Origin of the sequence: Mesorhizobium sp. BE184 (assembly GCF_031457045.1) — a bacterium.
Taxonomy (GTDB): domain Bacteria; phylum Pseudomonadota; class Alphaproteobacteria; order Rhizobiales; family Rhizobiaceae; genus Mesorhizobium.
In genome coordinates, this window is record NZ_JAVDVU010000001.1 from 1571033 (window position 1) to 1584452 (window position 13420).

The following is a 13420-nucleotide window of genomic DNA, read 5'->3' on the forward strand; positions in this document are numbered from 1 at the left end:
CAACAGCCGTTGGGTCACTCGAGCGCCGCCAGCACCTCCCGCGAGACCGCGACGACCTCAGCAGGTATCGCTGCCGCCGCGATATAGGGCAGGCCCTTGCGCCGCGCCGTCCAGCCCACAACCGCAAGCGCCTTTGCCGCCGGCTCGAAACGTTGCGCCATCGCCCAGCTACGGCAATCGATGGCGGCGACATCGGCGTCGCCCTGCGCCACCGCGCGGATGGACGCCCGATGGCCGCCGCTTTCCGATCGGCTGGCGAACAGGTCGAGGCTTTCGCCCAGGGCGTCAAGGTCGCGCGTCAGCGCCAGGATGCCGGACATGGAGTCCACGCTGTTGTAGATGAAGCGTTGGCTGCGCAGCAGGTGAATTGGGATGAATCGGGCACCGTCGGCAGGCGCCCCGACACCCTCCCCCTTGTGGGGGTCCGAAGGACGGGCGAGACCCGTGGCTCGCCCCGGAAAGTCGGCGAGGGTGCTTTGCGCAGCAAAGGTCTTGAGACGGGGTGGGGGTGACGGCAGTGACGCACCCGCACCCCGTTCGGCTTCGTTGTCCGACCCTCCCCACAAGGGGGAGAGTAAAGTGCGCCGCATCACGATCGCGCTCGAATAAAACACCCCCTGCCCGCCTTCAAAGGCCGAATAGTCCGGCTGGCCCAACAGCTGAACATGCCGGGCGAGGCCAAGCTCCATCGGCCCCCAGCAGGTCTGGGCGAACAGCAGCACTGGATGGCGCCAGAGCGTCGGATAGTCGAGTTCATCAGGCGGCAGCGTCGCCGGGTCTGGCGCGATGACCTCGCCGGACGCATCGCGGATACCGCCCGGCACCGGCGGCATGTCGGCATTGCGGCGGACGAGCTGCTCCGGCGCATCGATGCCGGCCTGGCGCAGACTGTCGCGCAGCCGCGCCCATTCGGCGTCGATCTCGGCCCGCACCTCCGGCCAGTCATACATGGGCAGCGCGGCGATGAATTCACTCATGCCGCGATCTGACAATGTTGGAAGGGAGCGCGCAAGGCCGTGCTTCGGCGAAAGCCGAGCCTATTCTTTCGGCGGCTCGGCCGGAACCGGCACCGTGCCGAGACCATGAACGTTGCGGGCGCGCACGCGCGGCTTGAATGCCCTGCCCCGCTCGGCGACGCGGCGCAGCACAGGGTGGACCACCGGCTCTTTCGCGTTGAAGGCGTAGGCTTTGAGTAGCGCCAGATAATTCGGATAGACATAGCCGTTGTTGGCCCGCAGCCAGCCTTCACGATCGGCGTGGAAAAGACGCGGCAGCCTGTACCAGGCGACGGCCGGTTTCTTGTGGTGGACGAAATGCAGATTGTTGTTGAGGAACAGCAACGACAGCGCCGAGCGCTCGACGATCACCGTCCGGCCCTCCGGGTTCTCCGACCACTGATGCTCGGCAAAGGTGCGGATGGCGATGAGCGATTGCCCGAACCACACCGGCACAAGCAGATAAAGCCAGAGCGGAATGCCGAAGCCGAACCGAACAACCAACAACGCCACGGCCAGGCCCACGAGATGAAGAAGCCAGGCGCGGCGGATCACAGCGTCGCCGGCGGCGATCTGCTTCGCATCGTCCATATAGAAGCCGGTCGCCGACAGCCACGGCCCGAGGAAGAAACGGCCGACCATCGTATTGTTGGCGCGCAGCAGTGCCTTCATCCAGCGCGGCATGTCGTTGTGATGCCACAGCGCCTGGTAGTAGCTCTCCGGATCGTCCAGCGGATCGGTCAGCCGTTCGTCGGCGTGATGGCGCAGATGCAGCGTCTTGAAGCGGCGGAACGGCCACACGACACCGAGCGGCAGGAAGACGAACGCCTCGTTGACCAGCGCGTTGCGGGTCGGATGGCCATGCAGCACCTCATGAACCAGCGAGGATTGCAGCGCCACCGTCAGCGTCATGACAACGAGCGCCATCAGAGGATGGGACGGCCACAGATACAGGCCAGCGGCAAACCAGATGCCGTAACAAGCAAGGGCGAGCATCACCGTCGGCCATTCGACCGTGCCCTGCCGTCCATGCCTGTCTTGTAGCTGTGCCATTTGTCGACTGCTGTTCTGCCTGCGGAACCGATTCGAGTTCCTGACAGCATTGTGTCAGCAGGGTTGCCTCACCAGCAACGCGATAATGCGCACAAAATGTTGTGATTGCGCATGTTAAGCCTCAAATGTTATCTTTAGTAAACAAGAGGAAGATTCATTTGTGGTGAAAGTCGCCACCAGACCTGCCTCACGCAAATCTATCCTCTCAAAGAGGTGATTCTGAAATGGACAAACGAGACCTGTCGGCCGTCTTCCGGGATCGGCTCAAGCTGCTCCTGACACGATCCGATCTCAATCAGTCGAGTTTCGCCGCGGCGGTCGGCATCGATCGTTCCGCCCTGTCGCAACTGCTGTCGGGCGCATCGACCCGCCTGCCTCGCGCCGAAACGCTGCTCAACATCGCGGCACAGTTCAAGGTGTCGCTCGACTGGCTGCTGGGCCTCAGCCAGGATGAAGGCGTCACCGGCGAAATCCGCGAAAGCCTGGAAATCGAGGAGGCTGCGGGCGGTTTCGACCGAACCCTGCTGGCCAGGTGGCATGCCGAGGCGCTTGGCACCAAGATACGCTACGTGCCGGCCGGCATTCCCGATCTTCTGCGTACCGAAGCGCTGGTCGACTACGAGGCCGGCATCTCCAACAAAAGCGCCCAGGCGCAGGCGGTCGAGACGCAGTACCGCATCGACTACAACCGGCGGCCGGAGACCGACATGGAGGTCTGTATGCCGCGCCACACGCTGGAGATATTCGCCCGCGGGCTCGGCGTCTGGAGCAACTTCCCCGCCGAGGACCGGCGCAGGCAGCTGCTGCACATGGCCGAACTGCTGGACGACCTCTACCCGACATTCCGCCTGTTTCTCTATGACGGGCGGCTGCGCTACTCGATCCCCTACACGATCTTCGGGCCCTATCGCGCCGCCATCTATGTCGGCGACATGTATCTGGTGTTGAACGCCACCGCGCCGATCCGCACGCTGACGGGACATTTCGACAATCTCATCCGCGCCGCCGACATAAATGCTCATGAATCGGCTGCCTTCGCGCTCAAGCTCGCGCACATCGGATTCGACGTCTGACGCGCCGCACGACATTGACGTCATATAAAGGAATCTTTATATCCTACTCTCGACACCCAAACAGGGCCGCTTCTCATGACCAATCCGATCGATGCGCTGATCGCCGAAAAAGGCGTGCTTCTGGCCGATGGCGCCACCGGCACGAACCTTTTCGCCATGGGTCTCCAGGCAGGCGAAGCGCCGGAACTGCTGAACGAGACGGCGCCGGATACGATAACCGCGCTGCACCAGAATTTCGTCGATGCCGGCGCCGACATCATCCTCACCAATTCCTTCGGCGGCACCCGCCACCGGCTGAAGCTTCACGACGCGCAGGACCGCGTCTTTGCCCTGAACAAGCGCGCCGCCGAAATCGCCCGCGCAGTGGCCGACAAGGCCGGCCGCAAGGTCATCGTCGCCGGCTCCGTCGGCCCGACAGGGGAACTGCTGGTTCCGCTCGGCGCGCTGACCTACGAAGGCGCTGTCGAAGCCTTTGCCGAACAGATCGAAGGCCTGAAGGCTGGCGGGGCCGAAGTCGCCTGGATCGAAACGATGTCGGCTCCGGATGAAATCCGCGCCGCCGCCGAAGCCGCCATCAAGGTCGGCCTGCCCTACACCTACACCGGCTCGTTCGACACTGCCGGGCGCACAATGATGGGCCTGCTGCCCAAGGACATCCACGCCGTGGCGGATGGCCTGGCCGAAGCGCCGCTTGGCGTCGGCGCCAATTGCGGCGTGGGCGCGTCCGATATCCTGGCCTCGCTGCTCGACATGACCGAGGCCAGGCCGGAGGCCACCGTGATCGTCAAGGGCAATTGCGGCATTCCTGAATTCCGCGGCTCGGAAATCCACTATTCAGGCACGCCCGAACTGATGGGCGACTATGTGCGGCTTGCCGTCGATGCCGGCGCCACGATCATCGGCGGCTGCTGCGGCACGTCGTTCGAGCATCTGGCCGCGATGCGCAAGGCGCTGGACACCCATCACAAGGCGTCTCGGCCCACGGTCGAGACCATCGTCGAGCGCATCGGGCCGCTGCGCAACAAGGTGGCGACCGCCACCCCTTCGGAAAGCGGCGACGGCCGCCGCGAGCGGAGACGCTCGCGGGGCTGAAGGCGGTCAGGCTTTCTGGTTCAGCCAAGCTTGCTCAGGACGCGGTAGTAACGTTCATCCTGCTTCTCCAGCCAGGCATAGGCCCGCGGCCAACTTTTCGGATCGGTCACCGGCAGCGGATGGTTGGTGAGATAGCAACAGCCCTCATAGCCGCCGAGGCTGGCGCCGAGCGCTTGGCCGAGTTGAGGTTCGTGAGCGGCCAGGCGATTGAGGGTCGTGCGATAGCGTTCCCCGCGCTGCCCCCGGACGAACAGGCCGACGCTTCGGTTCGTCAGGTAAAGCGAAATCACCAGATCGTCCGACACATGCCGCCAGCGCGAATAAAGGCTGCCGCGCTCGATCGGAACCGGATGGCGATGAGTGATGTAGCCGTTCCAGAACGCCTTGATCTCCGGCGAAGAGATGGAGCGCAGCCCTCGGTGCGCTATGTCCCATTCGTCGAGTTTGCCATTCGACATTGTGTCGCCTGCCGTTCCACTGCCCGCAGGCAAAAGAAAGCAATCTTAGTCCAACACGGCTCCCGATCACCAGAGCGGGATCAGTCGCCGTTTTCACCATAAGCGGAAATCACCGATTTTTGGTCGGCGCTGGCGCCGCCGTCGGACTGCAATTGCAGAACCGTATCCGAAACCGCCGGATTGTTGGCGAGCAGTTCCAGCGCCGCGTGAAAACGCTCGTTGTTGAGTGCCGACAGCGCCGCGTTCTTCGCGGTGCGGACGTCGTGACGCACGCTGCTGGTCCCAGATTGCGAGGCCGCCGGAGCTGCCCGCGATCCTTCTTCGGTTCGGACGGGCGCCCAAACCATGTTGCTGCCGATATGCAATTTTAATCCCTCAAAAGTCCCGACCACCCGTTTGTAGCACCGACAGGTTGCAAAGCCGTGCTGCCAATCCGCAAAACTTTAAGGAAAGGCCGGCAAGGTTTCTCTTGCCGGCCTTTTCCACAGGATAGAGCGGATGGGCTAACGCTTGTCGCCGAGCGCCGCGGCCAGACGCACCAGCGAGAGAAACTCCGACCTGTATCCGAACGGATCGGCGCCCCGCGCAGCCGTGGCGATCTCGCTGATCCGGTCCCAGCCGAAACCGGCGGTGGCGTCCTCGTTGCGCAGCTTTTGGCCAAAGGCGGCCACCGCGACGGAGAAACGCTGGTCCGTGCCGGCGGCATCGAAGGACGGCACCTCGTTGGCCGCCGTCACCGGCGTCGTTATCAGCTTGGAAGCGTCTTCGCCGGGAAGCTTGTAGCGGATCTTGACGAAGGCATACTCGCCCGCGCCTGCCGCGCCGTCACTGGCTGTGGAAGGCTTGCCGTAGCGCAGATCGTCGATCTGCTGCGGCGCGCCCTTCGGCGTGATCTCGTAGATCGCGGTGACGGCATGGCCCGAACCGATTTCTCCCGCATCGACGCGGTCGTTGTTGAAGTCCTCGCGGTTCAGCGCCCGGGTCTCGTAGCCGACGAGGCGATATTCCGAGACCTTCTCCGGGTTGAACTCGACCTGGATTTTCACGTCGGCGGCGATGGTGAACAGCGTCGAAGACGCGTCTTCCACCAGCACTTTCTCGGCTTCCGCCAGCGTGTCGATGTAGGCGGCGGTGCCGTTGCCGTTCTGGGCGATGGTCTGCATCATCTGGTCGTTCAGATTGCCGCGCCCGAAACCGAACACCGACAGGAAGACGCCGGTCTTGCGCTCTTCCTCGATCAGCCGCTTCAACTCGTCGTCGTCGCTCTGGCCGACATTGAAATCGCCGTCGGTGGCGAGCATCACCCGGTTTACGCCGCCCTTGACGAAGGACTTCTCCGCCAGCCGGTAGGCTTCGCGGATGCCTGCCTCGCCGGCCGTCGAGCCGCCGGGCTTCAGCGTATCGATGGCGCGCAGGATCTTTTCCTTTTCCGATGCCTTGGTCGGCTCCAGCACCGTGCCGGCGTCACCCGCATAAGCGACGATGGAGACGGTATCGTCGGGGCCGAGCCTATTGACCAGCAGCCGGAACGCCGACTGCAGCAGCGGCAGCTTGTCCTGCTCGTTCATCGAGCCGGACACGTCGATCAGGAAGACGAGATTGGCCTTGGGCTGCTCGGCGGGCTTCACGTCGTAGCCCTTGATGGCGACGTGCATCAGCTTGTGCGCGGCATTCCAGGGCGCCGGCATGACGGTGACAGTGGAGTTGAACGGCGTCGCCGCCGAATCCGGGCCTTTCCAATCGTAAGGGAAGTAGTTGACCATCTCCTCGACGCGCACTGTGTCGGCCTGCGGCAGCAGGCCTTCCTTGAGCGAGCGGCGGACAAAGGAATAGGAGGCGGTGTCGACATCGATCGAGAACGTCGAGACCGGATCTTCCGCCGCGGAACGCACCGGGTTGGTCTTGAAGTCCTGTATGCGGTCACGGTTCTCCTGCCGCGGCGGCATGATGGCATCGGCAGGCGCCGGCAGCGGCTGCACCGCCATCCTTGTCGTGAACATTTCGCGCATATGGCCGCCGGCCGGAGCGTTCTGGATCGCAGGCGCAGGCTCCGCCGCGCCGGGTGCGAGCGCATCCTGCTGCTGCACCTGCCCTCCCGCCATCGCGTCCGGCTTGGGCGGCGATGCCGGGGCGATTTCCATCGCCCGGCTTTCGGTTTCCGCCTCGGCTTTTTTCGCCTTGGCCGCTTCGCTGACCGGCGCCTTCGCCGGCTTGTCGGCCAGCGTTTCGGTGACGTTGCGGTCACCGCCGAGATTGAATGTCTGTCCATCCATCAGGTAGAGCGCCGTGACGCCGGCGATCGGCAGGACAATGAGGCTGGCGATGGCCGGCGTCGCGATGAGCTTCTTCTGCATGATTTCCCTCCAGAGTTGGGTGGCTCGGGAGGTGAGACGAAGCTTGGCCATCGATCCTTGGGCGGCCTGCGGATTTTCTTTCGGCTCGTCATAAGCGGCCATCGCCGCCTGCAGCGCGCGCGCCTTCGCGTCGGCGTCCGGAGCGGGGACGGCAATGCGGCGCAGCCTGTTCAGTTCCAAGTCGTTCAGTTCATTCTCGTCGACCATGGTCACTCTTCCCCGGCCAGAGGTTCGCGCATCAGCACCTTCAGCCGTTTCTTCGCTTCATGGATGTGCCAGGACACGGTTGTTTCCGAGATCGCCATCGCTTGGGCCACGGCGGCATGGGCGAGGCCTTCGCCATAGACGAGCAGCACCGCGTCGCGCTGCTTGTCCGGCAGTTGCCGCACCGCCGCCCAGAGGTCGTCCAGACGATCCTGCGGCTCGTCGCTCGCCTCGCCGCCGGTCAGCACATGCACGCCGTACGCCTTGGTCTTGGCGCTGTCGCGCGCGCCTTTGCGCATCATGTCTCGCGCCGCGTTCAGGGTGATGCTGTAAAGCCACGTCGTGAATGCGCCGCCGCCGCGATAGTCGCGGATGGCGCGGCCGAGCCGCACGCAGACTTCCTGGGCGATGTCCTCGGCATCGGCCTTGCGGCCGCACCAGCGATAGGCGACGCGGTAGACGAAGTCATAGTGTCGTTCGAGCAGAATGCCGAACGCTTCACGATCGCCGGTCCTGGCCAGTCCGACCAGATCGCTATCGGAAACGCCATCCTTGTCCAGCATCATCGCCATCATTTGCCCGTTGGACGAAGGCTATTGGCGATTCCTTGGCCCGATGGAAAGATTTTTCTTCAGCCTGCCCTCCGATCAACCCCGGAGCCATGGACGCCGCTTATTTCAGCGCCTCGGCGAAGAACGCCAGCAGGCGCTTCCAGTGGCGTTCGGCTCCCTCTGCATCGAACACGGCATGGTCCGGCACGGCCCAGCCATGGCCCATGCCGACGTAGCTTTCCATGATGTAGTCGACCTCGGCAGCCGTCAGCGCTTCGGCCAGCCGTCCTGCCTGGTCCGGCGGAAAGCTGTGGTCGACCGCGGCGCTGCCGACATAGACCTTCGCCTTCATCTCCCTGGCGCGCAGATGCGGGCTGTCCGGCTTGTCCGAGGCCAGATTGCCGGCGTGGAAGCTGGCGGCCGCCTTGATCCGGTCGGGATAGGTCGCGGCGGCGGTCAGCGCCCTCGCCCCACCGATGCAATAGCCGACCGCCCCGATCGGGCCGGTGACGCCATGGCTGGCCAGTGTGTCGAGAAAGGCTTTGCCGTCCTGATCGGCTTGATCCGACGAGGTGGCGCGCATGATCGCCAGCAAGGCCTTCTTGCGTTCGGGGATCGAGAAGGTCGTGCCGGCGTCGAACGGTCCGTAGGGCCAGTTGCGGTAGAACAGGTCCGGCACCAGAACCACATAGCCTTCGCGCTCGAGGCGTTCGGCCATCTCGTCCATCGCCGGTCGCAGACCGAAGGCGTCCATGTAGAGGATGACGCCGGCCTTGCCTGAGCCTTCGCCTGCGCCGAAGATCGCCGCATTGGCGGTGCCGTCCGGCGTCCTGATCTCGATATCCTGCTTCATGCTTCTTCCCGCATCCTTTGAACTGCGCTGCCCGTGATAGGAAATAGCGCCGGCGGCCACAACGAAGCACATCAAAACGGCGTGACGGGCCTGTTGACAACCCCGGCCGCGGTTGCCCGGCCGGGAAAGCCCATGTCATAAGCCGACCTCCCGAAATTGGTTAAGAGAGTGTTGATGACCTACCGGATGTTTCTGATTGCCGGTGCACTGGTGCTGGCGGGCTGCGTTTCGCAGGACGATCAGAAGGCGGAAGCGACCCAGCAGTCCGGACTTTCTCAGGCTGAAATCACGCCGAGCCTGACCGGCGGAGCGGCGAGCTCCCAGGCCATAACCACTATGCCGATGGCGGCCAACGCGGCGGCGCCAGTCACTTCGGCCCCGCCTCCAGCCACGGCGTATCCTTTTCCGTCGCAGCCGGCACAGCCCGCGGCGAGCGCCGTTGCTCCAGGCATGCCGATGCCGGCAGCGCCCTCGAGTTGCAAGACCACCGACGGCACCACGGTCTGCACCGCCGACGCTCCAGCGAATCCCGAAGGCGACCGCTACAACACCAATTGACGCTCAGCCGGCGAAAGCCGCCATGTGGAAGGCCTGCACGGACGCAGGATAGCGATATTCGATGCCATAAGGACAAGCGTTGCGGTCGAGGCAGCCTTGGCTCCGGCAGGCGCCGCCCGCCCCGCCGCGCACATGCGCGAGGCACCGTTCGTAAGCGAAGCCATCCGCGGAATAGGCCTCGACCGGACAGGATTTCACGCAGGGTTTTCCGATACATGCGTCGCAAAGATGATTCCGTTTCGGAGCCGCTTCGAACGCCATCTCCTCCTGGAACAGCAGCGCCCCGCGATAGGCATGCCAAAGCCCGTATTCCGGATGCATCAGGATACCAAGCGGCGACGGCCGCAGCCCTTCCGCCCGCATCGCCCATTGCTGGAATGGCAGATAGGGTCGATCCGAGGGCGAGACCGCGCGCGCGCCGAACTGATCCGCGATCTTGCTGATCACCTGCCGCGACCAGGTATCGAGCGGATCGGCGATGTCCGTTGGCTGCGTCTGCCGCCACGCGAGAAAGTATGGCCAAGGCGCCGCGCCCGCCTGCCCGACCAGCAGCACCGAGCGGGCAGGCCTGCCGTCCCGCCACTCGGGAACGGCCTCATCGGCAACGAAGTTAAACCCGCCGCGCAGAATGAAGCCATTTCGAGCTAGTTCAGCACGGATGGCGTCGCACGGCGCGTGGTTGATCGTCGTCATCCGTTGTCGCCGCGAAACGCGCTGCGCCAGACTTCCCGGTGGATCAGCTTGGCGACTTTAGCCCCGCCTGACTCGGGCTCCTTTCAAGTGAAGGCGTCGGGCATCGATTCCTTCTTGGTGGCGATGAAATCCTTCAGCCCGTCGTCGATACCGGCATCCAGCGCCGGCGCCTCGTAGCTTTCCAGCCAGCGGCGGGCGAGGTCGTTGGCGCGCTGCGGCGCGGTCTTTTCGCCTTCCGCCAGCCACTGCTCGTAGGAATTGTTGTCGGCGATGCTGGAGCGGTAGAACGCCGTCTGGAAATTCGCCTGCGTGTGGTCGCAGCCGAGATAATGGCTGCCCGGGCCAACCTGCCGGATGGCGTCCATCGCCTGGCCGTTCTCGGAAAGATCGACCCCCTCGGCGAACTTCTGCTGCATGCCGAGCTGGTCGACATCCATCATGAATTTTTCATAGCAGGAGGCCAAGCCGCCCTCCAGCCAGCCGGCAGCGTGCAGCACGAAATTGGTGCCGGCCAGGATGGTCGAGTTCAGCGTGTTGGCGCTTTCATAGGCGGCTTGCGCATCCGGCACCTTGGAGGCGCAGAGCGAACCGCCGGTACGGAACGGCAGACCGAGCCGCCGCGCGAGCTGCGCCGCGCCATAGGAAACCAGCGACGGCTCCGGCGTGCCGAATGTCGGCGCACCCGACTGCATCGATATGGATGACGCGAAGGTTCCGAACAACACCGGCGCACCGGGCCGGATCAACTGCGTGAACGATGCGCCGGCCAGCACCTCGGCCAGCACCTGCGTCAGCGTGCCGGCCACCGTCACCGGGCTCATCGCACCGGCGAGAATGAACGGCGTGACGATGCAGGCCTGGTTGTGACGGGCATAGACCTTTAGCGCGCCGAGCATGGTCTCGTCGAACACCATCGGCGAGTTCGCGTTGATGAGCGACGTCAGCACCGTGTTGTTTTCGACGAAATCATCGCCGAACACGATCTTGGCCATCGCCACCGTGTCTTCCGCGCGTTCCGGCGCGGTGACCGAGCCCATGAACGGCTTGTCCGAATATTTGATGTGCGCATAGACCATGTCGAGGTGGCGCTTGTTCACCGGCACATCGACCGGCTCGCAAACGGTACCGCCGGAATGGTGGAGTGACGGCGCCATGTAGGCCAGCTTCACGAAGTTCTGGAAATCCTCGATCGTCGCGTAGCGCCGCTTGCCGTCGAGGTCGCGCACGAAGGGCGGGCCGTACACCGGCGCGAACACGGTGGCGTTGCCGCCAACCTGCACGGACCGCTCGCCGTTGCGGGCGTGCTGGATGTATTGCGACGGCGCGGTCTTGAGCAGCGAACGGCAAAGTCCCTTGGGAAAATGCACACGTTGGCCTTTGACATCGGCGCCGGCCTGCTTCCACAGCTCCAGCGCCTCCGCGTCGTCGCGAAACTCGATGCCGATCTCTTCCAGAACCGTGTCGGTGTTGCGCTCGATGATCGACAGGCCCTCCTCGTCGAGGACCTCATAGGCCTTGATCTTGCGCCGTATGTAGGTGAGTTGCGTTCCCGGCCCGCCGCCGGTGCGCGCGGCACGCCGCGCCGCCGCCCCGCCGCTGGCCCCGCGCCCCCGCCTCGCGTTCGACGCTTCCTGATCGACTGCCGCGTGTTCGCTCATGACGTATCTTCCTGAAATCCACTTGCGCCGCGGTGAGCGGCTTTTGCCGGATCGTAGCCAAGCACCCTATTCGAAACGGCTTGCCAGCGCCAAGCGCTGTCGCAAAATCGACAAGGAAACCGGTAAGCTCCGGGCCGGATTGCGGTCGCTTTCCTTTTGCACAAAGTCGCAAATCGGCTATGGAGAGGCGCCCGTCGCGCGATACGTATTGGAGCGACATACGAGCAGGCCGCAGTCGCTGGCCATCTGGAGCTGGATACCATGTCCGACGACGAGATCATCCTGTCCGAGCTTTCCGACGAAGAACTCGTGCAGCAGATGCATGACGACCTCTACGACGGGCTGAAAGAGGAGATCGAGGAAGGCACCAACATCCTGCTCGAGCGCGGCTGGGTGCCCTACAAGGTGCTGACCGAAGCGCTGGTCGAGGGGATGCGCATTGTCGGCGAGGATTTCCGCGACGGCATCCTGTTCGTGCCGGAGGTGCTGCTGTCCGCCAACGCCATGAAGGCAGGCATGTTCATCCTGCGCCCGCTTCTCGCCGCCACCGGTGCGCCGAAGCAGGGCAAGATGGTGATCGGCACCGTGAAGGGCGACATCCACGACATCGGCAAGAACCTCGTCGGCATGATGATGGAAGGCGCCGGTTTCGACGTCATCGATCTCGGCATCAACAATGCGGTCGAGAAATATCTGGCCGCGATCGAGGAACATCAGCCCGATATCGTCGGCATGTCGGCGCTTTTGACCACGACCATGCCCTACATGAAGGTCGTCATCGACACGCTCAAGGAAAAAGGCATCCGCGACGATCTGATCGTCCTGGTCGGCGGCGCGCCGCTCAACGAGGAATTCGGCAAGGCTGTCGGCGCCGATGCCTATTGCCGCGACGCGGCCGTGGCGGTGGAAACGGCCAAGGAACTGGTCAAGCGCAAGCACAATGTGCGGGCATCCGCCTGAGTAGGGAAAGGCCGCGTCTTGTGGCGCGGCCCTAATATCACCAGTTATGGAAGACAGGCTACCTTACGCTGTCGTCCACTGCATCGGCGGTGTTCTTGATATCCTGACCAGCGCCGCGCACGGTGTTGGCGCAACCGGCCAGCGCCAGCGCGCAAAGGACGGCTGCAATCGGGGCAATGCGTAGCAGTTTCATGGATGGTCTCCCTCGCTTGATGACTAGAAAGGGACCAACGAAAGCCGGCTGAACTGGTTCCATGGTCGAGGCACGAAAAGACAACGCGAACAAGAGCGACCGTCTGCTGGTCATCGCCTGCGGCATGATCGCGCGCGAAGTGCTGGCTGTGAAGGAACAGGCCGCGCTCGATCACCTCGACCTTACCTGCCTTCCGGCGGACTTCCATTTCCACCCCGACCGCATTCCGCCGGCCATGGACAAGGCGATCACCGACGCCAGGACGGAAGGTTATCGCAACATCTTCGTCGGTTACGCCGATTGCGGGACCGGCGGCATGCTGGATCGCATCTGCGAGAAGCACGGCGTCGAACGTATGGAAGGCCCGCACTGCTTCGCCTTTTACCAGGGCATGAATGCCTACGCCCAGGTCGCTGAGGACGACATGATGTCCTTCTACATGACCGATTTCCTGTGCCGGCAGTTCGACGCCTTCTTCATGAAGCCGCTCGGGCTGGACCGCCATCCGGAGCTGATCCCGGACTATTTCGGCAATTACGAGAAGCTGATCTATCTGGCTCAGACAGACGATCCCGAGCTGGATAAAGTGGCCGAACGGGCGGCAAAGCTGCTCGGCCTTGTCTACGAACGCCGCGCCACGGGATATGGCGACCTCACGCAAGGCCTCGTAAAAGCCGCGGCGCCACCTGCAAGCGCGGTGCCGTGATTTCGGCTTGAAAGCCTGT

15 protein-coding genes are annotated in these 13420 nt (G+C 63.8%); 5 read left to right on the forward strand and 10 right to left on the reverse strand.

The window, feature by feature from the left end; all coding sequences use genetic code 11:
• Positions 1 to 14: 14 nt before the first annotated feature.
• Both J2X35_RS07665 and J2X35_RS07670 read right to left on the reverse strand, forming a co-directional pair.
• Positions 15 to 977: a PhnD/SsuA/transferrin family substrate-binding protein gene (locus J2X35_RS07665; protein WP_310183471.1), complete on the reverse strand. Its 963-nt coding sequence runs from the start codon at positions 975 to 977 to the stop codon at positions 15 to 17.
• Positions 978 to 1037: 60 nt separating this feature from the next.
• Positions 1038 to 2048, reverse strand: coding sequence for a fatty acid desaturase (locus tag J2X35_RS07670; protein WP_310183474.1), 1011 nt, complete (start codon positions 2046 to 2048; stop codon positions 1038 to 1040).
• Positions 2049 to 2272: 224 nt separating this feature from the next.
• Between J2X35_RS07670 and J2X35_RS07675 the strand changes: the two genes are divergently transcribed.
• Both J2X35_RS07675 and bmt read left to right on the forward strand, forming a co-directional pair.
• Positions 2273 to 3121 (forward strand): helix-turn-helix transcriptional regulator, encoded by an 849-nt coding sequence (locus J2X35_RS07675; protein ID WP_310183475.1) that lies wholly within the window; start codon positions 2273 to 2275, stop codon positions 3119 to 3121.
• A gap of 75 nt (positions 3122 to 3196) precedes the next feature.
• The gene (gene bmt, locus J2X35_RS07680; protein WP_056110152.1) at positions 3197 to 4213 is read left to right on the forward strand and encodes a betaine--homocysteine S-methyltransferase; all 1017 of its coding nucleotides are present in this window, start codon (positions 3197 to 3199) and stop codon (positions 4211 to 4213) included.
• 20 nt (positions 4214 to 4233) lie between these two features.
• Here bmt and J2X35_RS07685 read toward each other — a convergent pair whose 3' ends face one another.
• From J2X35_RS07685 to J2X35_RS07705, 5 genes are all read right to left on the reverse strand, one after another.
• Positions 4234 to 4671 carry a hypothetical protein gene (locus tag J2X35_RS07685; protein WP_310183478.1) on the reverse strand — a complete coding sequence of 146 codons (438 nt, stop codon included), beginning with the start codon at positions 4669 to 4671 and terminating at the stop codon, positions 4234 to 4236.
• Positions 4672 to 4751: 80 nt separating this feature from the next.
• Entirely contained in the window at positions 4752 to 4943 is a 192-nt protein-coding gene (locus tag J2X35_RS07690) for a hypothetical protein (protein ID WP_156459803.1), read from the reverse strand.
• Positions 4944 to 5174: 231 nt separating this feature from the next.
• Positions 5175 to 7232 (reverse strand): VWA domain-containing protein, encoded by a 2058-nt coding sequence (locus J2X35_RS07695; protein WP_310183480.1) that lies wholly within the window; start codon positions 7230 to 7232, stop codon positions 5175 to 5177.
• Between the two features lie 2 nt (positions 7233 to 7234).
• On the reverse strand, positions 7235 to 7801 hold the full coding sequence (locus J2X35_RS07700) for an RNA polymerase sigma factor (protein WP_310183483.1): 567 nt from the start codon (positions 7799 to 7801) through the stop codon (positions 7235 to 7237).
• 100 nt (positions 7802 to 7901) lie between these two features.
• Positions 7902 to 8633 (reverse strand): dienelactone hydrolase family protein, encoded by a 732-nt coding sequence (locus tag J2X35_RS07705; RefSeq protein ID WP_310183485.1) that lies wholly within the window; start codon positions 8631 to 8633, stop codon positions 7902 to 7904.
• A 174-nt stretch (positions 8634 to 8807) separates the two neighbouring features.
• On the opposite strand from J2X35_RS07705, the gene J2X35_RS07710 reads away from it, so the two are divergent.
• Complete coding sequence (locus tag J2X35_RS07710; RefSeq protein WP_310183486.1) at positions 8808 to 9191, forward strand: hypothetical protein; 384 nt, start codon at positions 8808 to 8810, stop codon at positions 9189 to 9191.
• 3 nt (positions 9192 to 9194) lie between these two features.
• On the opposite strand, the gene J2X35_RS07715 is transcribed toward J2X35_RS07710, so the two are convergent.
• Together J2X35_RS07715 and J2X35_RS07720 are read right to left on the reverse strand one after the other, a co-directional pair.
• The gene (locus tag J2X35_RS07715) at positions 9195 to 9884 is read right to left on the reverse strand and encodes a 4Fe-4S dicluster domain-containing protein (RefSeq protein WP_310183487.1); all 690 of its coding nucleotides are present in this window, start codon (positions 9882 to 9884) and stop codon (positions 9195 to 9197) included.
• Between the two features lie 83 nt (positions 9885 to 9967).
• Positions 9968 to 11542 carry a trimethylamine methyltransferase family protein gene (locus tag J2X35_RS07720; protein WP_310183488.1) on the reverse strand — a complete coding sequence of 525 codons (1575 nt, stop codon included), beginning with the start codon at positions 11540 to 11542 and terminating at the stop codon, positions 9968 to 9970.
• 261 nt (positions 11543 to 11803) lie between these two features.
• Between J2X35_RS07720 and J2X35_RS07725 the strand changes: the two genes are divergently transcribed.
• On the forward strand, positions 11804 to 12502 hold the full coding sequence (locus tag J2X35_RS07725; RefSeq protein WP_056110167.1) for a B12-binding domain-containing protein: 699 nt from the start codon (positions 11804 to 11806) through the stop codon (positions 12500 to 12502).
• Positions 12503 to 12560: 58 nt separating this feature from the next.
• Here the strand turns inward: J2X35_RS07725 and J2X35_RS07730 are convergent, their stop codons facing one another.
• Complete coding sequence (locus J2X35_RS07730; protein ID WP_082542402.1) at positions 12561 to 12695, reverse strand: entericidin A/B family lipoprotein; 135 nt, start codon at positions 12693 to 12695, stop codon at positions 12561 to 12563.
• Between the two features lie 61 nt (positions 12696 to 12756).
• Here J2X35_RS07730 and J2X35_RS07735 point away from each other — a divergent pair, with 61 nt between their 5' ends.
• Positions 12757 to 13401: a DUF1638 domain-containing protein gene (locus J2X35_RS07735; RefSeq protein ID WP_310183491.1), complete on the forward strand. Its 645-nt coding sequence runs from the start codon at positions 12757 to 12759 to the stop codon at positions 13399 to 13401.
• Positions 13402 to 13420: the final 19 nt, after the last annotated feature.